Raw genomic sequence first — 22,507 nt, forward strand, 5'->3', positions numbered from 1 at the left:
CCCCCACAACGTGGTCGCGCCCCAGAGCAGCGCCGAGGACGCCGCCCATGCCGAACAGATGCTCGAGCGCCTCAACATCAGCCTGCAAGCGCTGAGCCCGCGCCAACAACAGATTTTCATTCTCAGCCGCTTGCATGGGCATGGTTATCAGGACATCGCCGCAGAGCTGGGCGTGTCCCTGAGTACCGTGCAAAAGGAACTGAAACTGATCATGGCGATCTGTATCGGCGTGGCAGAACGCTTGGACATCGGCTGATGTCCGCCAGTACACCTCTACAGGGCGGCGCCGATTGCGTTGGCCGATCCTGCTAGTCTAGGTTTCCGGATTTGAAACAGCCGTGCAAAGACACTGCGAGGAACCACCGTGACGGATAATCACCACGCCCCCGAGTCTGCATCAGCCCAGGACACCGCCCATGCCATGGAGCAGGCGCTGGACTGGCTGATCCTGCTGGACAACCCCAGCCAGGAGCAGGCCCGGCAATTCCAGGTCTGGCTGGCGGCCGACCCTCGCCACGGCGAAGCGTTTCTCAGGGCCCAGACCCTCTGGAATGGCCCGCACGTGAAGGAGAGTGCCCGGCGGCTCCAGGCCGCACCCAGGGTGGGCGCATTGTCACGCTTGCGCGCCCACTGGAAACCCCTGGCCACCGCTGCCGTGCTGTTCCTGGGCCTGTTCAATTTCAGCGACCTGCCCCTGCGTTTCCAGGCCGATCACCTGACGGTGGTCGGTGAGCGCCAGCGCCTGCAGTTGGAAGACGGCTCCAAGGTCCTGCTCAACACCGATTCGGCGTTTTCCAGCACGTTCAACGAACAGCGCCATGTGGCCCGGCTGTACAAGGGCGAGGCATTTTTCGAGGTGCCCGACACTCGCAGCCTGCCACTGGAGATCGACGCAGGGCCGGTCACCGCCAGTGTCAGCAACACCACGTTCGCGGTGCGCTACCTCGACGGTGTGGCCCAGGTCCAGGTCCAGCGCGGCGATGTGGACCTGCGGGCCAACCGCAACGACACCCATGTCCGGCTCTCGGCCGGGGAAAGCATCCGCATCGGCCCCAACGGCTTCGACCGCCCGGCCCCGCTCGACGCCAGCACCGACCTGGCCTGGGTCCAGGGTCGGCTGGTGTTCGAGAACCGGCCGCTGAGCCAGGTCCTGGCCGAACTGCGGCGCTACTATCCGGGCTGGATCATCAACCGCAACGAGCAGTTGGCCCAAGTCGCGGTGACGGGTAATTACCGCCTCGACCAGCCGCTGGACGTGGTTCGCTCCCTGGCTCACATCACGTCTTCGCAGCTTCAGGAATTCCCGGCACTGGTGATCCTGAACTAAATGAGAATTATTTTTACTCGATAGCCTTCGCTGATTCGTCTCGTTATAGCCAATGCAATTGATTCGCATCTATCGATGCCAATCTGCACCTATAACAGATGCGACACGGAGCGCTATCGATGTCCTCTCGCCTTACCTGCAGGTTCCTCGCCCCTTCCCGAACGCTGTCGTTGCTGACCGCCGCCATCCTCATGGCCGGCATCGCGCCCGCCGCCCTGGCCGCCGCGACACAACCACCTGCGCGCAACATCGGCGACTACACCTTCGCCATCGCCCAACAGCCACTGGTTTCGGCCCTGAATGCGTTTACAGCCGTCACGGGCTGGCAAGTGGGTCTGCCGGCCGAGCTGGCCGAAGGTGTCGCGTCGCCCGGCGTCAACGGCTCGTTGCCACCGGAGAAAGCCCTGGAGCGCCTGCTGACGGGGACCAACCTGAGCTACCGCAAGCTGGGCAACAACAGCATCGTCCTGGAGAAACGCAGCGCCGGCAACGTGGTGAACCTGCAACAGATGACCATCAGCGCCACCCGCCAGGAGCAGGACATCAGTGGCGTACCGAGCACCGTCAGCGTCCATGATCGCCAGGCACTGGACCGCAACAACGTCAACACCCTCAAGGATCTGGTGCGCTACGAGCCCGGCGTGTCGGTGGGTGGCGCGGGCCAGCGCGGCGGCATCAGCGGCTACAACATCCGCGGTATCGACGGCAACCGGATCCTGACCCAGGTCGACGGCGTGGCAATTCCCGACGGTTTCTTCAACGGTCCCTACGCCAAGACCCAGCGCAACTACGTCGACCCGGAAATCATCAAACGCGTGGAAATCCTCCGCGGTCCGGCGTCGGTGCTCTATGGCAGCAACGCCATTGGCGGCGCTGTCAGCTATTTCACCCTGGATCCGGATGACATCATCAAGCCCGGCCAGGACGTCGGTGCCCGGTTGAAGACCGGCTACAGCTCCGCCGACGAAAGCTGGCTCAAATCCGCCACCGTCGCCGGCCGCAGCGGGGCATTCGACGGCCTGCTGCACTACAGCCAGCGCGACGGCCATGAAACCGAATCCTACGGCAGCCACAACGGCACCGGACTGGACCGCACCGCAGCCAACCCTGAGGACGTGCGCGCCAGCAATGTATTGGCCAAACTCGGTTGGCACTACAGCGATGACGCCCGCCTGGGCCTGGTCTACGAGAAGTACAAGGATGATCGCGACACCGATCTGAAAAGTGCCTACGGAGGCCCCTTCTCCAACGGCCAGCCGGCCATTCCCACCAGCATCCTGCCGGGCGGCATGTATCAGTGGCGCACCGGCAACGACACCGTCACCCGTGAGCGTTTCGGCCTGGAGCACAGCTTCGCCCTCGACAGCCTGCTGGCCGACAACATCAAGTGGAGCCTGAATCACCAGATCGCCAAGACCGACGAGAGCACCGCCGAATTCTACTTCCCGATCACCCGTCGGGTCCTGCGCACCCGCGAAACCCTCTACGAAGACAAGCAATGGGTCTTCGACGCACAACTGGACAAGGCCTTCAGCCTCGCCGACACCAATCACGCACTGACCTACGGCACCACGATCAAGCAACAGAAAGTCACCGGCTCGCGCAGTGGCAATGGGGTGTGCCTGGCGGTCGGCGTGGGGTGTTCCGCCGTCGGTGCCATCAGCACCCGAGACGTACTGGCAAAAGCCAGCGACTTCCCGGACCCGACCATCAACACCTACAGCCTGTTCGCCCAGGACCAGATCAGTTGGGACAAGTGGACCTTCACCCCGGGCCTGCGCTACGACTACACCCAGCTCAAGCCGCACCTCACCCAGGCGTTTCTCGACACCGTCGACCCGACCGGCGGTGGCCAGGTCAGCGACAGCAACAAGACCTGGCATCGCGTCTCACCCAAGTTCGGCCTGACCTACGCCTTTACCGACCAGTACACCGGGTACGGCCAGTACGCCGAAGGTTTCCGCACCCCGACCGCCAAGGCCCTGTACGGCCGTTTCGATAACCCCGACGTCGGCTACAGCGTGGAACCCAACCCCAACCTGGAACCGGAAAAAAGCAAAAGCTACGAGACCGGCTTGCGTGGCCGTTTCGACTCCGGTTCGTTCGACGTGGCGGTGTTCTACAACAAGTACCGCGACTTCATCAACGAAGACGCCATCACCCCCGGCGCCGATCAATTGACCTTCCAGAGCAACAACATCAAGCACGCCACCATCAAGGGCGCCGAGCTCAAGGGTCGTCTGGAGCTGGACGTATTGGGTGCGCCCCGGGGCCTCTACACCCAGGGTTCGGTGGCCTACGCCTACGGGCGCAACGACGACACTGGCCAGCCGATCAACAGCGTCAACCCGCTGACCGGCGTGTTCGGCCTGGGTTACGAACAAGACGACTACGGCAGCTTGCTCACCTGGACCCTGGTCAGGAAGAAAAACCGCGTCGACGACAGCAACTTCAACTCGCCGGATGGCGTCAGCAGCCAGTTCAAGACACCCGGGTTCGGGATCCTCGACCTGACCGGTTTCTACAAGGTGACCCAGGACATTACCGTCAGCGGTGGCCTCTACAACCTCACCGACAAAAAGTATTGGCTGTGGGATGACGTGCGTGGCTACGACAGCGTCGGCGAAGCGGCCGTGCTGAGCCCCGCCAACCTCGATCGCCTGACAGCGCCGGGACGCAACTTCGCGGTCAACCTGATCTGGGATATCTGATCCGCTGACCACAGCAAACAGTTCATAGGTGGGAGCAAAGCTTGCTCGCGATACGGGCGCCTCGATTTCTGAAGGACCGCATCGTCTGCATCGCGGGCAAGCCTTGCTCCCACAGTGGTGCCCCTCGCCACAACAGCGACCTACTTTCACTCAAGGAATTTTCATGAGCCCCCAACGCTTCACCTCACGCTTCCAACGCCTCAACCAGATCACCCACGAGCCCCACGGCAAGCTCGACGCCCTGGTCAAGGCCCACGCCCCGTTCGACAGCCCGGCCAGCTTTGCCCGTTTCGTTGTCGCCCAGTACCTGTTCCAGTCGGAACTGGTGGCGCTGTACAACGACGCGCAGCTGTCCGCCCTGATCCCCGACCTGCCGGCCCGCTGCCGGGCCGAAGCGGCCAAGGCCGACCTGGCGGACCTGGATACCGATGTCCCGGCCCCGGTGGCCGGTGCGCTGGACAACCCAACCATGGCCGAGGCCCTGGGCTGGTTGTTCGTCTCGGAAGGCTCGAAACTGGGCGCGGCATTCCTGATCAAGCGGGCAATAGGCCTGGGGCTGAGCGAAGCCTTCGGTGCCCGCCACCTGGCCGAACCGGCGGGCGGCCGCGCCGAAGGCTGGAAGACCTTCACCCGTATCCTCGACACAGTGGTCCTCACCGAACAGCAGGAAGCCGAAGCGGACAAAGGCGCGCTGGATGCCTTCAACCGATTTACGGTGTTGCTGGAACAGGCCTACGCCGCTGAGCTAGCCTGAACACTGACATCTGGATCACCCCTTCCCTTGTGGGAGCGAGCACTGTGTGGGAGCAAAGCTTGCTCGCGATGAAGACGCCTCAATCCATTGACCGTGTTTCGTTCATCGCGAGCAAGCTTTGCTCCCACAGGCTCGCTCCCACGGAGATATGTGCATGTTTGAAAGGTGACGATGAATCCACCCTCCAAAACCGCCCGATTGCTCTTCGGCCTGCTCGCCTACACCAGCCTGACCATCGGTCTGGTCGCCATCGTCGTGCCCGGCCTGCCGACGACCGAGTTCATCCTGCTGGCCGCCTGGGCCGCGACTCGCAGTTCGCCGCGCCTGAGTGCCTGGCTGGAGAGCCATCGGCTGTTCGGGCCGATGCTGTACAACTGGCGCAACGGCAAGGTAATCCCGCGTCGGGCCAAGATCGGCGCAACCCTCGGCATGCTGTTCTGTGCCGTACTGATGCTGGCGACGCTCAATCATGGCTGGCCGGTTTACCTGACCATGATGGGCATGGGCGCAGGCAACCTGTGGATCTGGTCCCGTCCCGAGGCAAGGGAACCGGCAACAGCGCGAACGCCTGAATAAACCTTTTTGATCTATGCTCGGCCTCTCACACCCGGAGGGTCTTCGATGACAGATCTACTCGCGTCCATGCAAGCCGCCCTCGGCTTGCCCACGACTCCGATCCCCTTCAGCCATGACGGCGCCCTGCCTTCGGCGTTCGCCGTCACGGAACTGGCCAGTGCCAGCATTGCCGTGGCCGGCCAGGCGACCGCAGAACTCATTGGCCAACAGACCGGCCGCCTGCCGCCCCTCGAAGTCGACCGGCGCCTGGCTTCGTTCTGGTTCTCCACATCCCTGCGCCCCATTGGCTGGAGCGTGCCGCCGATGTGGGACCCGGTGGCCGGCGACTACGCCACGGCCGACGGCTGGATTCGCCTGCACACCAATGCGCCGCATCATCGCCGGGCGGCGGAAAAGGTCCTCGGTAACTGTGTTGATCGTGCCGACATGGCGAGCAAAGTGATCCACTGGAACAAGACCGAACTGGAACAGGCCGTCGTCGACGCCGGTGGCTGCGCCGCCGAGATGCGCTCCTGGCAGGCGTGGCAGGCCCATCCCCAAGGTATCGCAGTGAATGCCGAGCCGCTGGTGCACTTCACTGGAACCGCCGGGGAACACTGCAAACCCTGGCTCGGTTCCGTGGCACAGCCACTGGCCGGCCTCAAGGTACTGGACCTGACCCGCGTACTGGCCGGTCCCGTTGCCAGCCGCTTCCTCGCGGGCCTCGGGGCCGACGTCTTGCGGATCGATCCACCGACCTGGGACGAACCCGGCGTGGTCCCGGAAGTCACCCTGGGCAAACGCTGTGCCCGCCTCGACCTGCACCAGCCCGACGACCGCACCACGTTCGAAGCACTGCTCAAGGACGCCGACATCCTCCTGCACGGCTACCGGGCCGACGCCCTCGAACGCCTGGGTTACGGCGCCGCGCAACGCCACAAGATCGCCCCTGGCCTGATCGATGTCAGCCTCAACGCCTACGGTTGGAGCGGCCCGTGGCAGCAACGGCGCGGCTTCGACAGCCTGGTGCAAATGAGCAGTGGTATCGCCGAGGCCGGCATGGCCTGGAAACAGACCGACAAACCGACACCGCTGCCTGTTCAGGCGCTGGACCACGGCACCGGCTACCTGATGGCGGCCAGCGCCGTGGTATTGCTGGCCCGGCGCCTGGCAAACGGGCAAGGTGGCTCGGCACGCCTGTCCCTGGCGCGTACCGCCCGACTGCTGATCGAGGGTGGCGCGGGGATTCAGGCCGCGCTACGCCCCGAGGACGAGCAGGATCTGGGGGTGCTGATCGAGCAGACACCGTGGGGGCCGGCTCGCCGGTTGCAGGTGCCGCTGAAAATCACCGGCACGCCCTGGCAATGGACACGCGCGGCAACGACACTCGGCGCCCATCGAGCGCAATGGTGAACGACTCCGCCTTCTGACCTGGATCAGCTATTGAAATGGTAAATCGACATACGCTGTGACTCCCCTCGGTTGCTTCGGAGTCATGGAATGTCTGATACCCCCGGAAAACTTCGCTTGGGTGCGTTGGTCGCGCTGGTAGTGGGTTCGATGATCGGCGGGGGAATCTTTTCCTTGCCCCAGAACATGGCCGCCAGTGCCGATGTCGGTGCCGTGCTGATTGGCTGGGCGATTACTGCGGTGGGCATGCTGACCCTCGCCTTTGTGTTCCAGACCCTGGCCAATCGCAAACCCGATCTGGATGGTGGTGTGTATGTCTACGCCAAAGCCGGATTCGGTGACTACATGGGGTTCTCCTCGGCCTGGGGTTATTGGATCAGCGCCTGGTTAGGCAACGTCGGCTACTTCGTCTTGCTGTTCAGCACCCTGGGTTATTTTTTTCCGGTCTTCGGTGAGGGCAATACGGTTGCAGCGGTGATCGGCGCGTCGCTGCTGCTGTGGGCCGTGCATTTCCTGGTGCTGCGCGGCATCAAGGAAGCTGCGTTCATCAACCTCGTCACCACCGTTGCCAAGGTCGTGCCGCTGGCGTTGTTCGTGCTGATCGCCGTGTTCGCCTTCCGGCTCGACATTTTCACCGCCGATATCTGGGGCGTGAAGAACCCGCAGTTGGGCAGCGTGATGAACCAGGTGCGCAACATGATGCTGGTCACCGTCTGGGTGTTCATCGGTATCGAGGGCGCGAGCATTTTTTCCGCCCGCGCCGAGCGGCGTTCGGATGTGGGCAAGGCCACGGTGATCGGCTTTATCACCGTGCTGCTGTTCCTGGTGCTGGTAAACGTGCTGTCCCTGGGGATCATGACCCAGCCGGAACTGGCGAAGCTGCAGAACCCGTCCATGGCCGCAGTGCTGGAGCACGTCGTGGGCCACTGGGGCGCGGTGCTGATCAGCGTCGGCCTCATCATTTCGCTGCTCGGAGCCCTGTTGTCCTGGGTGCTGCTGTGCGCCGAGATCCTGTTCGCCGCCGCCAGGGACCACACCATGCCGGCGTTCCTGCGTCGCGAAAATGCCAACCACGTGCCGGCCAACGCCCTGTGGCTGACCAACGCCATGGTCCAACTGTTTCTGATCGTTACCCTGTTCTCGGCCAGTACCTACCTGTCGCTGATCTACCTCGCCACGTCGATGATCCTGGTGCCCTACCTGTGGTCGGCGGCCTACGCGCTGCTGCTGGCGGTGCGCGGCGAAACCTACCAGAACGCCCCGGCCGAACGCCGCAAGGACTTGGCCATCAGCGCCATCGCCCTGCTCTACGCGGTGTGGTTGCTGTATGCCGGCGGGATCAAATACCTGCTGCTTTCTGCGCTGCTCTACGCCCCCGGCGCGGTGCTGTTCGCCCAGGCCCGGCGCGAAGTGGCCCGACCGGTGTTCACCGCTGTCGAGAAGCTGATTTTCGCCGCAGTAGTCGCAGGCGCCCTGATAGCCGGCTATGGCCTCTACAGCGGCTTCCTGAGCTTGTGATCACTCAACGTTTTAACGGGAGGATGTGTAATGACCACGGAAAAAATGCAATACGGCGTTCATTCCGAAGCCGGTAGATTGCGTAAAGTCATGGTGTGTTCCCCAGGCCTGGCCCATCAGCGGCTGACCCCGAACAACTGCGATGAACTGCTGTTCGACGACGTGATATGGGTCAACCAGGCCAAACGCGACCATTTCGATTTCGTCACCAAGATGCGCGAGCGGGGCATCGACGTGCTGGAAATGCACAACCTGTTGACCGACATCGTCGCCGTCCCCGAAGCCCTGGACTGGATCCTGCAACGCAAGGTCACCCCCGACTCGGTGGGCCTGGGCCTGGTGAATGAGGTCGGTTCGTGGCTGCGCAGCCTGGAACCGCGCCGGATCGCCGAGTTCCTGATTGGTGGCGTTTCGGCCGATGACCTGCCCGACAGTTTCGGCGGCAAGACCATCCAGATGTTCCGCGACTTCCTCGGGCATTCCAGCTTCATCCTGCCGCCGCTGCCCAACACCCAGTTCACCCGCGACACCACCTGCTGGATCTACGGCGGCGTCACCCTTAACCCGATGTACTGGCCGGCACGCCGCCAGGAAACCCTGCTGACCACCGCCCTGTATAAATTCCACCCGGAGTTCACCCAGGCCGACTTCCAGATCTGGTACGGCAACCCGGACCTGGACCATGGCAGTGCCACACTCGAAGGCGGCGACGTAATGCCCATCGGCAACGGTGTCGTGCTGATCGGCATGGGCGAACGCTCATCCCGCCAGGCCATCGGCCAATTGGCACTGAACCTGTTCAAGCACCAGGCCGTGGAACGGGTCATCGTCGCCGGCTTGCCGAAGTCCCGGGCCGCCATGCACTTGGACACCGTGTTCAGTTTCTGCGACCGCGACCTGGTGACCATTTTCCCGGAAGTGGTGAGCCAGATCGTCGCCTTCTCCCTGCGCCCCGACGAGAGCAAACCCGGCGGTATCGACGTTCGCCGCGAGGAAAGCAGCTTCATCGACACTGTTGCCGCCGCCCTCAAGCTCCCGGCGCTGCGCGTGGTGGAAACCGGCGGCAACAGCTTCGCCGCCGAGCGCGAACAATGGGACGACGGCAACAATGTGGTGGCCCTGGAGCCGGGCGTGGTGATCGGCTACGACCGCAACACCTACACCAACACCCTGCTGCGCAAGGCCGGGGTGGAAGTCATCACCATCAGCGCCAGCGAGCTGGGCCGGGGTCGCGGCGGCGGCCATTGCATGACCTGCCCGATCATTCGCGATCCGATCGACTACTGACCTTCGAGCCCGGGCCCTGGTTGACCGGACACGGTTCAGGGCCTGCCGATACCCAAGGAGATGCACCATGGCGTTCAACACCCACAACCGTAACCTGCTCAGCCTCGAACATCACACGCCCCGTGAATTGCACTATTTGCTGGACCTGTCCCGCGACCTCAAGCGGGCCAAGTACACCGGCACCGAACAGCAGCACCTCAAGGGCAACAACATCGCGCTGATCTTCGAGAAAACCTCGACCCGTACCCGTTGTGCCTTCGAAGTGGCGGCCTACGACCAGGGTGCCAATGTCACCTACATCGACCCCAACTCGTCGCAGATCGGCCACAAGGAAAGCATGAAGGACACCGCCCGCGTGCTCGGGCGCATGTACGACGCCATCGAATACCGGGGCTTCAAGCAGGAAACCGTCGAGGAACTGGCGAAGTTCGCCGGCGTACCGGTGTTCAACGGCCTGACCGATGAATACCACCCGACGCAGATGATTGCCGACGTAATGACCATGCGCGAGCACGCCGACAAACCGATCCACGAGATCAGCTATGCGTACCTGGGCGATGCGCGAAACAACATGGGCAACTCGTTACTGCTGATCGGCGCAAAGTTGGGCATGGACGTGCGTATCTGCGCGCCCAAGGCCCTCTGGCCCCACGACGATCTGGTGCAGCGCTGCCATCATTACGCCGAAGAAAGCGGCGCACGTATCACCCTCACCGAAGATCCGAAAGCGGCGGTCAAGGGCGTGGACTTCATTCACACCGACGTCTGGGTCTCCATGGGTGAGCCGGTCGAAGCCTGGGCCGAGCGTATCGAGCAACTGTTGCCTTACCAGGTCAATGCCGACCTGATGAAAGCCACCGGTAACCCGCGTACTCGCTTCATGCACTGCCTGCCGGCATTCCATAACAGCGACACCAAGGTCGGTAAGCAGATCGCCGAGCAGTATCCGCATCTGGCCAACGGCATCGAAGTCACGGACGACGTGTTCGAGTCACCGGCGTGCATCGCCTTCGAGCAGGCGGAAAACCGCATGCATACCATCAAGGCGGTACTGGTGTCGACGCTGGCGGACTTGTAAGGCCGTCCCTTTGTGGGAGCGAGCCTGCTCGCGATGGCGGACGATCAGCCAGCTCATTCATGGGTTGATACACCGCATTCGCGAGCAGGCTCGCTCCCACAGGAACCATGTTCCATTTTCAAGGAGAGCACTATGCGCATCGTCGTTGCCCTGGGCGGTAACGCCCTCCTGCGTCGGGGTGAACCCATGACCGCCGACAACCAACGCAGCAACATCCGCACAGCGACCGAACAGATCGCCAGGATCCATCCGGGCAACCAATTAGTGATCGCCCACGGCAACGGCCCGCAAGTCGGCCTGCTGTCGTTGCAAGCGGCAGCCTACACTTCGGTGACTCCGTATCCGCTGGACGTGCTGGGCGCCGAGACCGACGGCATGATCGGTTACATCATCGAGCAGGAACTGGGCAACCTGCTGGACGCCGACGTGCCCTTCGCCACGTTGCTGACCCAAGTGGAAGTGGACGCCAACGACCCGGCCTTCCAACACCCCACCAAGCCCATCGGCCCGGTCTACAGCCAGCAGGAGGCGCAGGCACTGGCCGCCGAAAAAGGCTGGAGCATCGCCCCGGACGGCGACAGGTTTCGCCGGGTAGTCGCCAGCCCCAGACCCAAGCGCATCTTTGAAATCCGGCCGATCAAGTGGCTGCTGGAAAAGGGCAGCATCGTGATCTGCGCCGGCGGTGGCGGTATCCCGACGATCTATGACGCCGACGGCAAGCTGCGAGGCGTTGAGGCGGTCATCGACAAGGACCTGTGCTCGGCGCTGCTGGCCGAACAATTGGAGAGCGATCTGCTGGTGATCGCCACCGATGTCAACGCGGTCTTCATCGACTTCGGCAAGCCGACCTGCAAAGCCATCGCCCGGGCCCACCCCGACGATCTGGAAAAACTCGATTTCGCCGCCGGCTCCATGGGGCCCAAGGTGCAGGCCGCCTGCGAATTTGCGCGCAATACCGGCAAGGTCGCGGTGATCGGGTCACTCTCGGACATCGATGCTATCGTCCAAGGCACCGCCGGCACCTGCATCAGCACGACGACAACAGGCATCGCTTATCGATAACCGGAAACTCCCAGGGCAGATCCGGGGTCTGCCCTACTTCTATGCCTTTCCAGGAGGGTCTCTCATGGCCATGTTCCAACCCGGTCACCTGCACATGGAGCGCCATGCGCTGAACAAGGATGATTTCAGCTACAACCTCTGCATCGACTACGAAATTGCCCAGGATCCCCAGGAAGGCACGGGCATGTCATTCCGGTTGCACGGCACGGTCGAGGACAAAAGCGTGGACGAGACCTTTTTCCTGCCGAAGGACCTGGCCTTCGACTTTGCCCGGTACGCCACAAACATCGCGCAGAAGTACGGCCTGCCGAAGAGCGCCAGCATCGGCTCGATGCACACGTATTACGACGACATGTTCGAGGACGTGCGTAAGCAACTGGATGTGAAACCGGGCGATCCAGTGAGGCCCGAGCACCTGACCTAATCCACCTGGCAGCCCCATTACCCTGTGGGAGCGAGCCTGCTCGCGATAGCGGCCTGCCTGTCGACATCGATGTGACGGCTGTATGGCCATCGCGAGCAGGCTCGCTCTCACAGGGGGACATCAGTGCCCTGAATGCCAGGGTAATTGCACCCTCCACCCCACTGGCAACTCCCCCCGGCTGACCTATGCTGAAAACAGTACCCCAGGGTATTCGTTCAGAGGTCATCGCCATGAACATCAGAACAAAAAGACGCCTCGCCATTTTCGTGACCTGCGCCGCCACGCTTGCGCTGTACGGCACAGCGGCCTACCGGGTCGAGCAGGCCAGGCAACTGCCTCGTGACTACGCCAGTTGCAACTTCGAACGCTGCATCCCGCACAACGCGACCCTGAACGCCTTGCGCTGAGGCGTGCTCAGTCGTCCGGCTGATCGGTCTTGAGCCGGTCCCGGAAGGCCTTGGGCGAGATGCCGACGCGACGGCGGAACAGGCGGGTGAAGTTGGTCGGGTCGGAGAACCCGAGCACCTCGGAAATCTCGTAGATGGTCATGCCGGTGTAGGTCAGCATCCGCTTGGCCTCGAGCAACTGACGCTCATGCATGATCTGCAACGCCGGCTGCCCCGCCAGCTCGCGGCAGGTGCCGTTGAGGTGCGACACGGAAATGCCCAGGCGATGGGCCAGGTCTTCCACCTTGACGTGCTGCCGATAGGTTTCCTCCACCAATTGAATGAACCCATTGAGGTATTCACGAGCCCGCTGCGGGCGCTGGCTCTGGGTACGTCGCTGCATGACCTGGCGACTGACCCAGACCATGATCACGTTGACCAGCGCATGCATGAGCATTTCCCGGGCCGGTTGATGCCCCATGTACTCGCTCTGCAAAGCGCTGAACAGGCTGTTGAGGTAGTCGGCGTTGTCACCGGCCGGGTAACTCTCGGCCTGAGCCAGAATGTTTACCGAATGGCCCAACTGCCCTTGCAGGTGGGTCACCAGCGGCGCCGCCAGGGTCACCACGTAACCCTCCACGTCTTCGGAAAAGCGAAAGCCGTGGACCGACAGCGGCGGCAGGATCTGCACCGCCGGCTCGTCGAGCCGGGTACGCTGGCCTTCGATTTCCAGCTCCGCCTGGCCCTTGAAAACGAACAGCAACTGACAGAGGTCGGCATGCCGATGGGGTTTGATTTCCCACTGATGCTCGCGACTGCGCTTGGAGATGGTTTCACAGTGCAGTAAATCCGGCGTCGGCCAATCCTGGCTTTCGCCGTAGAGCTTGAACACCGGAATCGAAGGCAGCTCAGTTTTTTTCATAACGAGGATCGGCCTCGGGTAGCGGGCGATAATCGCACCGATTGGCAGAAAGTACAGGTATCGGCTCAGTTTTCCCCTTCAATTGACAGGCCCGCAAGGAAAAAATGCAAGGACTCGGTTCATAACCATCCACACCGGCCCTGGTCGCGTGCTTCATGCGAGTCATAACAACAATGAAAACCCTCAAGACCCAAGTCGCCATTATCGGCGCCGGCCCCTCTGGATTGCTGCTCGGCCAGCTATTGCACAATGCCGGAATTGACACCCTGATCCTCGAACGCCAGGCCCCGGACTATGTCCTGGGTCGCATCCGCGCCGGTGTGCTGGAGCAAGGCATGGCCGAACTGCTGCGCCGGGCCGGCGTCGGCCAGCGCATGGATGCCGAAGGGCTGGAGCATGACGGTTTCGAACTGGTCCTCAATGGCCGTCGGGTGCACATTGATCTCAAAGGGTTGACCGGCGGTAAAAACGTGATGGTCTACGGTCAGACCGAAGTGACCCGCGACCTGATGGCCGCCCGCGAAAAGGCCGGTGCCCGGACGCTTTATCAGGTCGACAAGGCCCAGCCCCACGGCATGCAGACCGACCAGCCTTTCGTGACATTCGAGCACCAGGGTGAAACCTGGCGCCTGGAGTGCGACTACATTGCCGGGTGCGACGGCTTCCATGGCGTGGCGCGGCAATCCATTCCAGCGGAAAAACTGAAGGTCTTCGAGCGGGTCTACCCCTTCGGCTGGCTTGGCATCCTGGCCGATACCCCGCCGGTCAACGAGGAACTGGTCTACGCCCGCCACGAGCGTGGATTTGCCTTGTGCAGCATGCGCTCCAAGACCCGCACCCGTTACTACCTGCAAGTGCCCGCCGAAGAACAAGTCGCCGACTGGCCGGACGAGCGCTTCTGGACCGAACTCAAGACCCGCCTGCCCGCCGATCTGGCCGAAGCCCTGGTGACCGGCCCGTCCATCGAAAAGAGCATCGCGCCGCTGCGCAGCTTCGTGGTCGAGCCGATGCAGTACGGCCGCATGTTCCTGGTGGGCGACGCTGCGCACATCGTCCCGCCGACCGGTGCCAAGGGCCTGAACCTGGCGGCCAGCGATGTCAGCACGCTGTTCGACATCCTGCTCAAGGTCTATCGCGAAGGCCGGGTGGACCTGCTGCAACAGTATTCGGCCATCTGCCTGCGACGGGTCTGGAAAGCCGAGCGCTTCTCCTGGTGGATGACATCGATGCTGCACCGCTTCGACGACGACGCCTTCAACCAGCGCATCAGCGAAGCCGAGCTGGAGTATTTCGTCGACTCCGAAGCCGGACGGAAAACCATCGCGGAAAATTATGTCGGACTTCCTTACGAGGCTATCGAATAGCCGGCTACCGACTTACACTGCGGGCTCCGTCTCCACTCGCCTCTTTGGCGTGATGCCCGCAGGTTCTACCGTGACTCAGCTCAATACGCCCAACATCCAGCAGCCCGCCATCCGCAGCGTACTGGTGGCCCTGATGCTGGCGATTTTCCTCGGTGCGCTGGACCAGACCATCGTCGCCGTCTCGATGCCGGCCATCTCCGCCCAATTCAAGGACCTCAGCCTGTTGGCCTGGGTCATTTCCGGCTACATGGTCGCCATGACCGTGGCGGTGCCAATCTACGGCAAGCTGGGCGATCTCTACGGTCGCCGACCGCTGATGCTGTTCGGCATGGGGCTGTTCACCCTGGCCTCGCTGTTCTGTGGCCTGGCGCAAAACATGGAACAGCTGGTGCTGGCACGAATCATCCAAGGCATCGGCGCCGGCGGGATGATCTCCGTGAGCCAGGCGATCATCGGCGACATCGTGCCGCCCCGCGAGCGTGGCCGCTATCAGGGTTACTTCAGCAGCATGTATGCCGTGGCCAGCGTGGCCGGACCGGTATTGGGCGGCTACATGACCGAGTACCTGTCGTGGCGCTGGGTGTTCTGGATCAACCTGCCGCTGGGTTTGGGTGCCTGGCTGATTGCCCGCCGCACCCTGGTCGGGCTGTCGGTGCCGCACCGCACGCCGATCATCGACTACCTGGGCACGGTGTTGCTGATCATCGGCCTGAGCGCCTTGCTGCTGGGTATTACCCAGGTCGGCCAGGGACAGGCCTGGCACAGCCGTGGCGTACTGGGACTGCTGGGGTGCGCCGTGGTGACGCTGGGCATATTCGTCTGGCACGAACGCCGCGCCCGGGAGCCTTTGCTACCGATGCACCTGTTCGTCAACCGCAGCGCGGTGTTGTGTTGGTGCACGGTATTTTTCACCAGCTTCCAGGCGATTTCCCTGACGGTACTGGTGCCATTGCGCTTTCAGAGCGTGACCGGTGCCGGCGCCGACAGCGCGGCGTTGCATCTGCTGCCGCTGGCGATGGGTTTGCCCATCGGTGCGTATTTCGCCGGACGTCGCACCTCGATCACCGGCCGCTACAAACCGATGATCCTCAGCGGTGCCCTGCTCTTTCCTTTCGCCATCCTCGGCATGGCCTGCACGGCGCCCGACGCGTTCTGGCTCAGCAGCCTGTTCATGCTGCTGGGCGGGATCGCCTCCGGCATGCAGTTCCCCACCTCACTGGTGGGTTCGCAGAACTCGGTGCAACAACGGGATATCGGCGTCGCCACCAGTACCACCAACCTGTTCCGCTCCCTCGGCGGTGCGGTGGGTGTGGCACTGATGTCGGCGTTGCTGCTGGCTTTGCTGCAGGATTCAGGTTTCGCTCAGCTCGCCGGTTCGTCGCTGATCAGCGAAGGCCATTCCGGCAATGCCCTGCTGGACGGCTTGAACGCCGCTCCGGGCGAAACACGGGACGCCCTGCGCCTGGAGTTGCAGACGACGTTCCGCCATCTGCTGATGATCAGCGCGGCGGTGTCGCTGCTGGGGCTGGCGGCGGCAGTGGCAATGCCGAACCGACTGTTGCGGGGGCGGGAGGAGCTGGTTCGGTAAACACAATCCCCCTGCCATGCAAAACCTGTGGCGAGGGGATTCATCCCCGCTGGGCTGCGAAGCAGCCCCAAAAGCTGAGATCATAATCTGCCAGTAAGGAAGGTATTGTTTTAAGAGGGACTGCTTTGCAGTCCAGCGGGGATGAATCCCCTCGCCACAAAAGCCTCACATTGTCCTATCACCTCAAGCCGTCGCCACCACAATCCCCGGCTCCACCTGCGCGCTCATGCCATCCTTCATCCGCTTGGCATCGCTGGCGAAACAGCGCGATGCCAGGAACAGGAACACCATGGTCAAGAACAGCGCCACCGGGATCAGGTACATCGCGTCGTGCAAACCGATGGCCTTGAACGCTTCGGTCATCTGCGGGGCGCCGGCCGCCGCCATGGCTGCGCGGGCGAAGTAGTCCGACAGGCCGCCGACCACCACCGGCCCCAGGCCGCCGCCGAGCAGGTACAACCCGGCAAAGAACAACGCCATCGCCGTCGCCCGCAGACGCGGCTCCACGACGTCCTGGATCGCGGTGTATACGCAGGTATAAAAGGTATAGGCGAATAGCCAACCGACGCTGAACACCGCAACGAACACGCCGATTTCAATTCGTCCGGCATGCAACGCCCAGGCCGTGGTCAGCGTGGAAATGACCAGGCTGAACGCAGCGAACAGCAAACGGCCATTGGCCACGCGCTGATGAATCTTGTCGGCGATCCAGCCGCCCAGGGTCAGCCCGAACAACCCGGTCACGCCCACCATGATCCCGGTGGCCACGGCGGCTTCGTGCAGGGGCATCAGGAAGTAACGCTGCAGCATCGGCACCAGGAACGAGTTGCAGGCATAAGTGGCGAAGTTGAAACACAGCCCCGCCAGCACCAGCCACAGGAAGGTGGGAATCGCCAGCACCCGACGGATCGGCCGATCGATTTTTTCCTGGGACACCGGCACGGTTTCCGCCGCACCGCGCTTGGGTTCCTTGATAAAGAACATGAAGACCGCCAGCACCAACCCCGGCACCGCTGCGATAAAGAACGGCGCGCGCCAGCTGTCGAAAGCCTTGACCATCGCTCCGATGGTAAAGAACGCCAGCAGCAACCCGATCGGCAGGCCCAGCATGAAGATCCCCATGGCCCGCGCCCGACGATGGGCCGGGAACAGATCGCCGATCAGCGAGTTGGCCGCCGGCGCGTAGCTGGCCTCGCCGATACCGATGCCCATGCGCACCAACAGGAACGCCCAGAAACTGCCCACCAGGCCATTGATGGCCGTCAGCCCGCTCCAGGCCGCCAACCCCCAGCCCATCAATTTGCTGCGCGAACCGGTATCGGCCATGCGCCCCAGCGGCAGGCCGGCAATGGCATACACGATGGTGAACGCGGTGCCGATGATGCCGATCTGGAAGTCGCTGAGGCTCCATTCCATGCGGATCGGCTCGATGATGATTGCCGGAATGGTGCGATCGAAGAAATTGAACAGGTTGGCCAGAAACAACAGGAACAGAATGCGCCAGGCATTCACCGCTTGGGTCGAGTTCTGCATGATTCCGTCTCTTTATTGTTATGGGCGAGGCATCCGAGCCCGGAATCTGCAATCTAGACAGCAGTGCGGGGGCTGTCTCCAATCATTCGCCGCGCTGATACCCGACCATGGGGCACGACCTGCTGATTGATGCCAATCAATAAACTGTAACAATTGCCATCAATTTGCCGGCTCTCGATTAAAGATCATGTGCCGGTGGCCGATTCATCATGAAGCTTCTTTCATCCGCGATGGTTCGATGACAGCGGTCGTCCAACCCACCAGTTCAGGCTACGGCGCATAATGACCTCAAAAAAAACAGCCACTGCGGTATCCGATCTGACCTTGGGCCCGGCCGCCAACGGCCTTGAACCCCCGAAGTCATCGAGCAGCTCGCGTCCCCTGGCGACGCAGCAGTATCTGTATTTCACCGAGACCAACACCGACCGCATCCTCGATAACCTCGATGGTCTGCGCGACATCGTATTCCCGCGCCCTCCCCATCTGGTGGACGACGAAAGCGAACGTGACCAGCAGGAATTCCCGTCGGTGTGCCTGATCGGCCTGGGGCGCTGCGGCTCCAACATCGCCCTGGATGTGGCAGAGCTGGTCTACAACGCCCGCAAGTTCTACCTCAACGAATTCAACAACGAAGACAAGGCCTACAGCGACAAGGCCTACCGTCCTGCGCAATGGATCCGCAACAACCTGCGCCTGGGCACCGGCAAGGCGACCAAACCGGTGTTCCTGGTGGAACCACTGGTGATGCTCGGCGACCTGGACAAGGACATCGCCGGGCGTATCCGATTCTCACGCAAGGGCGAAAAAACCGGCTTCCTGCGCGACTACAGCAAGATGAAGATCATGGACCTGTCGGAAGTCCATGCCGGTGGCGCCGGTAACGCGCCGATCCTGGGCCAGTACCTGGCCAAGATCATCCTGAACAAGGACACCCAGCGCTTCTCCAGCCCCGACTGGAAGATGATCCACTCGTACCTGATCGACAGCTGCGGCATCAAGGCCAACCAGTCGCGCCTGTACTTCTCGATCTTCAGCGCCGGCGGCGGTACCGGTTCGGGCATGGCCTCGGAGTTCGGCCTGGCCCAGCAGCACTCGTACATGAACAAGACGTTCGACACCAAGCCGATGGACGAGCACGACGGCAAAAGTGGTCACTCCTTCGTCTTCGAACCGATCTTCACCAGCGGCATCTGCGTGCTGCCGAACATTTCCGATCACCGCAGCGAAATGTCCGAAGCCCTGCACATCAACGCCGGACGCCTGTTGTGCAAGTACCTGTCGGAAGAATGGGATTTCTCGTACAACTTTGCCAATGAAGACAGCAGCGAAGCCAGCGTCATGGGCCGTATCCGCCCCTGGAACGCGATGATGCTGATCTCCAACGACATCATGCGCTACGCCGAAGAGAACGATGACGGCAACATCCAGAACATCGACGTCAATGCCATGGAGAAGCACGCCAACCAGTACATCTCCCAGCAGATCTTCAACATCCTGACGGCCCAGGCGGTCACCACCGATTACGACCAGAACTATTTCCGTCGTGCCGGCATCGACATCGGCGAAACCATCCGCCTGGACGCCAACGACCTGTTCATGAGCCTGGCCGGTCCCGTGGCGATTGCCTACGCCGAGTCCGTCGTCCCGGAAACCCCGGCGCCGAGCGGCGACAAGTTCAAGGTGTTCGACAAAGAACCGCCACGCCTGAACATCGACGATCTGTTCTTCCGCTCTATCGACCTGCCGCACTTCAACAAAGTGACCCAGGCCATCGAAGGCATCAGCCTGTTGCCGATCGAATCCAAGCGCTACCGGGCCTCGCTGGAGCAGTACAAGAATTCCGGCTACGACGCCGCCGCCCTGCACGACCTGCACTTCTTCAAGAACTGCTCCTCGGTGGTGTCCATCGTGTCGCTGCCCAAGGACTACAAACTGTCCTACATGGACCTGAACCGGCTCAAGACCCACCTCAACAGCCTGTTCCCCAACACCACCCTCAAGCGTTACGCCCTGGTGATCGGCGCGTCGGCCAACCTCTCGCTGACCACCCTGATCGCCAAGAGTCCGTGCCTGTCGGATGACTTCCTGACCCTGATCGTGGCCTTCATCAAGCGCTGCTTCGCTCGCAATCCGTATCGCTTCGACGACACCCTGGACAACTCGATCCTGGACTTCATCATCAATGAAGACTTCGACGAGGACCGGATCGACGATCTGCTCAACGAATTCGAGAACCCGGCGAAGATCCTCGACACCAACTGGTACGCGATCAAGCCGATGTACGAGAAGAAGTACCGCGAGCTGATCAACGACAAGGACAAGTTCGTCTCGATCAACGACATCCGCCTGTCCCGTGATTGTGTGAAGAAGGCCATCAAGTACCTGCGCGAGATCTACCGTCATCGCATCGGCAAGACCAAGGTCATTTCGCTTAATAACCATACTGGCAAGACTTACTGAAGCTGTCGCGAGACCGCCGCGCATCTATCGCGAGCAGGCTCGCTCCCACATTGAATCGCGATCTTCCTGGAAGAAATCGGTCCTCCGTGGGAGCGAGCCTGCTCGCGATGGCGGCCTGGACAACACCCCGGAACAACATCCAGAAACAATTAGGCAGCCCGAAGGCTGCCCCATGAACTGTTCCCGTTACGTATACGTCACCCTGCCCTGTGGCGTTTCACCACGGCAGGGTGCCATCACGCTACTCAGCTACACACTTTTATCCGATCAAAACACGAACCACTTTGGTGCATCGATCAATTCGACGCCCTTTCCTGGATCATTATCCAGGGCGAAACCACCACCGCCCAGAGCAACGGATCGCGCTCCAGAAAATCCAGCGCCCGCGTTTCAGACAGCTTGGCGAGTTGCCCGGCGGCCAGCCAGGCGGCGACTTTATCGCCTTCGTCCTGAGCGACAGCCTCGGCGGCGGCGATCAAATCCAGTGCTGGCTCGACCCATAACAGGGCACCCTTGGCAAAGAACGGCTCCAGCTCTTTCCAAGTAATGGATGCAGTTTCTCCAAGCAGTTTGGCATAGAGGGTGCTAGGTTCTTGATTCATGGGACTGTCCGGAAAAGAAATCGGCGCGAATGATAACGTCGGTGGTCTGGCAGAAAAACCCGGTAGCAATTGGAGTACGATTGAAAAGCACAGCAAAGCCAGGGACTGCCGATTTGTTCGGACATTACCCGCCGCTATTCTGTCTTTTTCTTTCAATAAAGCGACACCCTCTGATTTTGCCCCCAAGCGCCAGCTTCCCTTGCCAACAACCGGCGCTCTACACTGTACCGGTACAGTTGCCGGGGGCATTTTCCGAGGGGATATCCAAGATATCTGACCCGGTTCTGCTGCTACGGCGCCAGGACTATAAAAACTACAACAGCATGAGTGGAGCACTATGACTAAGGCTACTAAGCAGATTTCCAAACTGTTTGCCGCTATGGTTCTGGCCGGGGTTGCCAGCCATTCGTTCGCCGCCGACACCATCAAGATCGGCATCGCTGGTCCCAAGACCGGTCCGGTGACCCAGTACGGCGACATGCAATTCGTCGGCGCCAATCAAGCCATCAAGGACATCAACGCCAAGGGCGGCGTCGACGGCAAAATGCTCGAAGCCAAGGAATACGATGATGCCTGCGACCCTAAACAGGCCGTAGCCGTGGCGAACAAAGTGGTCAACGATGGCGTCAAGTTCGTCGTCGGCCACCTGTGCTCCAGCTCCACCCAACCGGCTTCGGACATCTACGAAGACGAAGGCGTGATCATGATCACCCCAGCGGCCACCAGCCCGGAAATCACCGCCCGTGGCTACAAGCTGGTCTTCCGCACCATCGGCCTGGACAGCGCCCAGGGCCCTGCCGCCGGCAACTACATCGCCGATCACGTCAAGCCGAAAGTCGTTGCGGTCCTGCACGACAAACAGCAGTACGGTGAAGGTATCGCCACCGCCGTCAAGCAGACCCTTGAGAAGAAAGGCGTGAAAGTCGCCGTATTCGAAGGCCTGAACGCCGGTGACAAGGACTTCTCCTCGATCATCCAGAAGCTCAAGCAGAACAACGTCGACTTCGTCTACTACGGTGGCTACCACCCTGAGCTGGGCCTGATCCTGCGTCAATCCAAGGAAAAAGGCCTGAACGCCAAGTTCATGGGGCCTGAAGGTGTCGGCAACGACTCCATCTCGCAAATTGCCCAGGACGCTTCCGAAGGCCTGCTGGTGACCCTGCCGAAATCCTTCGACGCCGATCCTGAGAACCAGGCAATCGTTGCGGCCATCAAGGCCGACGGCAAGGATCCGAGTGGTCCGTTCGTGTTCCCGGCCTACTCCGCCGTCGAGCTGATCGCCGAAGGTATCAAGGCCGCCAAGAGCGACGACACCACCAAGGTCGCTGAAGCCCTCCACAAAGGCAGCTTCAAGACCCCGACCGGCGAACTGTCGTTCAACGAGAAGGGCGACCTGAAAGACTTCAAATTCGTGGTCTACCAGTGGCACTTCGGCAAACCGAAAACCGAAGTTTCCCCTCAGTAAGCCCGGCCTAGTGTCCTGTTTCACAGATACGTTCTTTTTTGTGATACAGGACACTCACGGT

19 protein-coding genes are annotated in these 22,507 nt (G+C 61.7%); 16 read left to right on the top strand and 3 right to left on the bottom strand.

The genetic code is table 11. The features are described 5' to 3' along the window. From ACODTO_RS21110 to ACODTO_RS21165, 12 genes are all read left to right on the top strand, one after another. Positions 1 to 256 (top strand): RNA polymerase sigma factor (locus ACODTO_RS21110; protein ID WP_489107002.1); only part of this gene is annotated, 256 nt, incomplete at its 5' end. A gap of 165 nt (positions 257 to 421) precedes the next feature. Next, the gene (locus ACODTO_RS21115) at positions 422 to 1,327 is read left to right on the top strand and encodes a FecR family protein (RefSeq protein WP_217505853.1); all 906 of its coding nucleotides are present in this window, start codon (positions 422 to 424) and stop codon (positions 1,325 to 1,327) included. 119 nt (positions 1,328 to 1,446) lie between these two features. Further along, a complete protein-coding gene (locus ACODTO_RS21120) occupies positions 1,447 to 4,038 on the top strand; it encodes a TonB-dependent receptor (protein ID WP_489107003.1) in 2,592 nt (863 codons plus the stop codon). Positions 4,039 to 4,201: 163 nt separating this feature from the next. Continuing rightward, positions 4,202 to 4,792, top strand: coding sequence for a biliverdin-producing heme oxygenase (locus tag ACODTO_RS21125; protein WP_489107004.1), 591 nt, complete (start codon positions 4,202 to 4,204; stop codon positions 4,790 to 4,792). A gap of 171 nt (positions 4,793 to 4,963) precedes the next feature. After that, positions 4,964 to 5,368, top strand: a complete 405-nt coding sequence (locus tag ACODTO_RS21130; RefSeq protein ID WP_139647566.1) for a YbaN family protein — start codon at positions 4,964 to 4,966, stop codon at positions 5,366 to 5,368. Between the two features lie 45 nt (positions 5,369 to 5,413). Continuing rightward, complete coding sequence (locus tag ACODTO_RS21135) at positions 5,414 to 6,760, top strand: CoA transferase (RefSeq protein ID WP_489107005.1); 1,347 nt, start codon at positions 5,414 to 5,416, stop codon at positions 6,758 to 6,760. Positions 6,761 to 6,847: 87 nt separating this feature from the next. Continuing rightward, the gene (gene arcD / locus ACODTO_RS21140) at positions 6,848 to 8,275 is read left to right on the top strand and encodes an arginine-ornithine antiporter (protein WP_139647561.1); all 1,428 of its coding nucleotides are present in this window, start codon (positions 6,848 to 6,850) and stop codon (positions 8,273 to 8,275) included. A gap of 30 nt (positions 8,276 to 8,305) precedes the next feature. After that, the gene (gene arcA / locus ACODTO_RS21145) at positions 8,306 to 9,562 is read left to right on the top strand and encodes an arginine deiminase (RefSeq protein WP_139647558.1); all 1,257 of its coding nucleotides are present in this window, start codon (positions 8,306 to 8,308) and stop codon (positions 9,560 to 9,562) included. A gap of 67 nt (positions 9,563 to 9,629) precedes the next feature. Next, entirely contained in the window at positions 9,630 to 10,640 is a 1,011-nt protein-coding gene (locus tag ACODTO_RS21150) for an ornithine carbamoyltransferase (protein ID WP_175386010.1), read from the top strand. Positions 10,641 to 10,772: 132 nt separating this feature from the next. After that, complete coding sequence (gene arcC, locus ACODTO_RS21155; RefSeq protein WP_175386011.1) at positions 10,773 to 11,702, top strand: carbamate kinase; 930 nt, start codon at positions 10,773 to 10,775, stop codon at positions 11,700 to 11,702. A gap of 64 nt (positions 11,703 to 11,766) precedes the next feature. Beyond that, complete coding sequence (locus ACODTO_RS21160) at positions 11,767 to 12,126, top strand: DUF5064 family protein (protein WP_139647549.1); 360 nt, start codon at positions 11,767 to 11,769, stop codon at positions 12,124 to 12,126. Between the two features lie 230 nt (positions 12,127 to 12,356). Continuing rightward, entirely contained in the window at positions 12,357 to 12,533 is a 177-nt protein-coding gene (locus ACODTO_RS21165; protein ID WP_167355727.1) for a hypothetical protein, read from the top strand. 7 nt (positions 12,534 to 12,540) lie between these two features. Here ACODTO_RS21165 and ACODTO_RS21170 read toward each other — a convergent pair whose 3' ends face one another. Then, positions 12,541 to 13,434, bottom strand: coding sequence for a helix-turn-helix domain-containing protein (locus ACODTO_RS21170; protein WP_139647547.1), 894 nt, complete (start codon positions 13,432 to 13,434; stop codon positions 12,541 to 12,543). Between the two features lie 173 nt (positions 13,435 to 13,607). On the opposite strand from ACODTO_RS21170, the gene pobA reads away from it, so the two are divergent. Continuing rightward, positions 13,608 to 14,798: a 4-hydroxybenzoate 3-monooxygenase gene (gene pobA / locus ACODTO_RS21175; protein ID WP_489107006.1), complete on the top strand. Its 1,191-nt coding sequence runs from the start codon at positions 13,608 to 13,610 to the stop codon at positions 14,796 to 14,798. Between the two features lie 70 nt (positions 14,799 to 14,868). Next, positions 14,869 to 16,386: an MDR family MFS transporter gene (locus ACODTO_RS21180; protein WP_175386013.1), complete on the top strand. Its 1,518-nt coding sequence runs from the start codon at positions 14,869 to 14,871 to the stop codon at positions 16,384 to 16,386. Between the two features lie 183 nt (positions 16,387 to 16,569). Here ACODTO_RS21180 and ACODTO_RS21185 read toward each other — a convergent pair whose 3' ends face one another. Further along, complete coding sequence (locus ACODTO_RS21185) at positions 16,570 to 17,919, bottom strand: spinster family MFS transporter (RefSeq protein ID WP_139647541.1); 1,350 nt, start codon at positions 17,917 to 17,919, stop codon at positions 16,570 to 16,572. Between the two features lie 282 nt (positions 17,920 to 18,201). Between ACODTO_RS21185 and ACODTO_RS21190 the strand changes: the two genes are divergently transcribed. After that, positions 18,202 to 20,379, top strand: a complete 2,178-nt coding sequence (locus ACODTO_RS21190) for a hypothetical protein (protein ID WP_139647540.1) — start codon at positions 18,202 to 18,204, stop codon at positions 20,377 to 20,379. Between the two features lie 296 nt (positions 20,380 to 20,675). Here ACODTO_RS21190 and ACODTO_RS21195 read toward each other — a convergent pair whose 3' ends face one another. Continuing rightward, positions 20,676 to 20,981 (bottom strand): DUF2288 domain-containing protein, encoded by a 306-nt coding sequence (locus ACODTO_RS21195; protein ID WP_024776370.1) that lies wholly within the window; start codon positions 20,979 to 20,981, stop codon positions 20,676 to 20,678. 337 nt (positions 20,982 to 21,318) lie between these two features. Between ACODTO_RS21195 and ACODTO_RS21200 the strand changes: the two genes are divergently transcribed. Next, positions 21,319 to 22,446, top strand: coding sequence for a branched-chain amino acid ABC transporter substrate-binding protein (locus tag ACODTO_RS21200; protein WP_139647538.1), 1,128 nt, complete (start codon positions 21,319 to 21,321; stop codon positions 22,444 to 22,446). The last annotated feature ends 61 nt before the right edge of the window (positions 22,447 to 22,507 follow it).

It is taken from the genome of Pseudomonas sp. FG13 (assembly GCF_057809755.1).

Coding starts and splice junctions, on each gene's coding strand:
- ACODTO_RS21115 (WP_217505853.1), top strand. CDS start 422: ATGGAGCAGGCGCTGGACTGGCTGATCCTGCTGGACAACCCCAGCCAG.
- ACODTO_RS21120 (WP_489107003.1), top strand. CDS start 1,447: ATGTCCTCTCGCCTTACCTGCAGGTTCCTCGCCCCTTCCCGAACGCTG.
- ACODTO_RS21125 (WP_489107004.1), top strand. CDS start 4,202: ATGAGCCCCCAACGCTTCACCTCACGCTTCCAACGCCTCAACCAGATC.
- ACODTO_RS21130 (WP_139647566.1), top strand. CDS start 4,964: ATGAATCCACCCTCCAAAACCGCCCGATTGCTCTTCGGCCTGCTCGCC.
- ACODTO_RS21135 (WP_489107005.1), top strand. CDS start 5,414: ATGACAGATCTACTCGCGTCCATGCAAGCCGCCCTCGGCTTGCCCACG.
- arcD (WP_139647561.1), top strand. CDS start 6,848: ATGTCTGATACCCCCGGAAAACTTCGCTTGGGTGCGTTGGTCGCGCTG.
- arcA (WP_139647558.1), top strand. CDS start 8,306: ATGACCACGGAAAAAATGCAATACGGCGTTCATTCCGAAGCCGGTAGA.
- ACODTO_RS21150 (WP_175386010.1), top strand. CDS start 9,630: ATGGCGTTCAACACCCACAACCGTAACCTGCTCAGCCTCGAACATCAC.
- arcC (WP_175386011.1), top strand. CDS start 10,773: ATGCGCATCGTCGTTGCCCTGGGCGGTAACGCCCTCCTGCGTCGGGGT.
- ACODTO_RS21160 (WP_139647549.1), top strand. CDS start 11,767: ATGGCCATGTTCCAACCCGGTCACCTGCACATGGAGCGCCATGCGCTG.
- ACODTO_RS21165 (WP_167355727.1), top strand. CDS start 12,357: ATGAACATCAGAACAAAAAGACGCCTCGCCATTTTCGTGACCTGCGCC.
- ACODTO_RS21170 (WP_139647547.1), bottom strand. CDS start 13,434: ATGAAAAAAACTGAGCTGCCTTCGATTCCGGTGTTCAAGCTCTACGGC.
- pobA (WP_489107006.1), top strand. CDS start 13,608: ATGAAAACCCTCAAGACCCAAGTCGCCATTATCGGCGCCGGCCCCTCT.
- ACODTO_RS21185 (WP_139647541.1), bottom strand. CDS start 17,919: ATGCAGAACTCGACCCAAGCGGTGAATGCCTGGCGCATTCTGTTCCTG.
- ACODTO_RS21190 (WP_139647540.1), top strand. CDS start 18,202: ATGACCTCAAAAAAAACAGCCACTGCGGTATCCGATCTGACCTTGGGC.
- ACODTO_RS21195 (WP_024776370.1), bottom strand. CDS start 20,981: ATGAATCAAGAACCTAGCACCCTCTATGCCAAACTGCTTGGAGAAACT.
- ACODTO_RS21200 (WP_139647538.1), top strand. CDS start 21,319: ATGACTAAGGCTACTAAGCAGATTTCCAAACTGTTTGCCGCTATGGTT.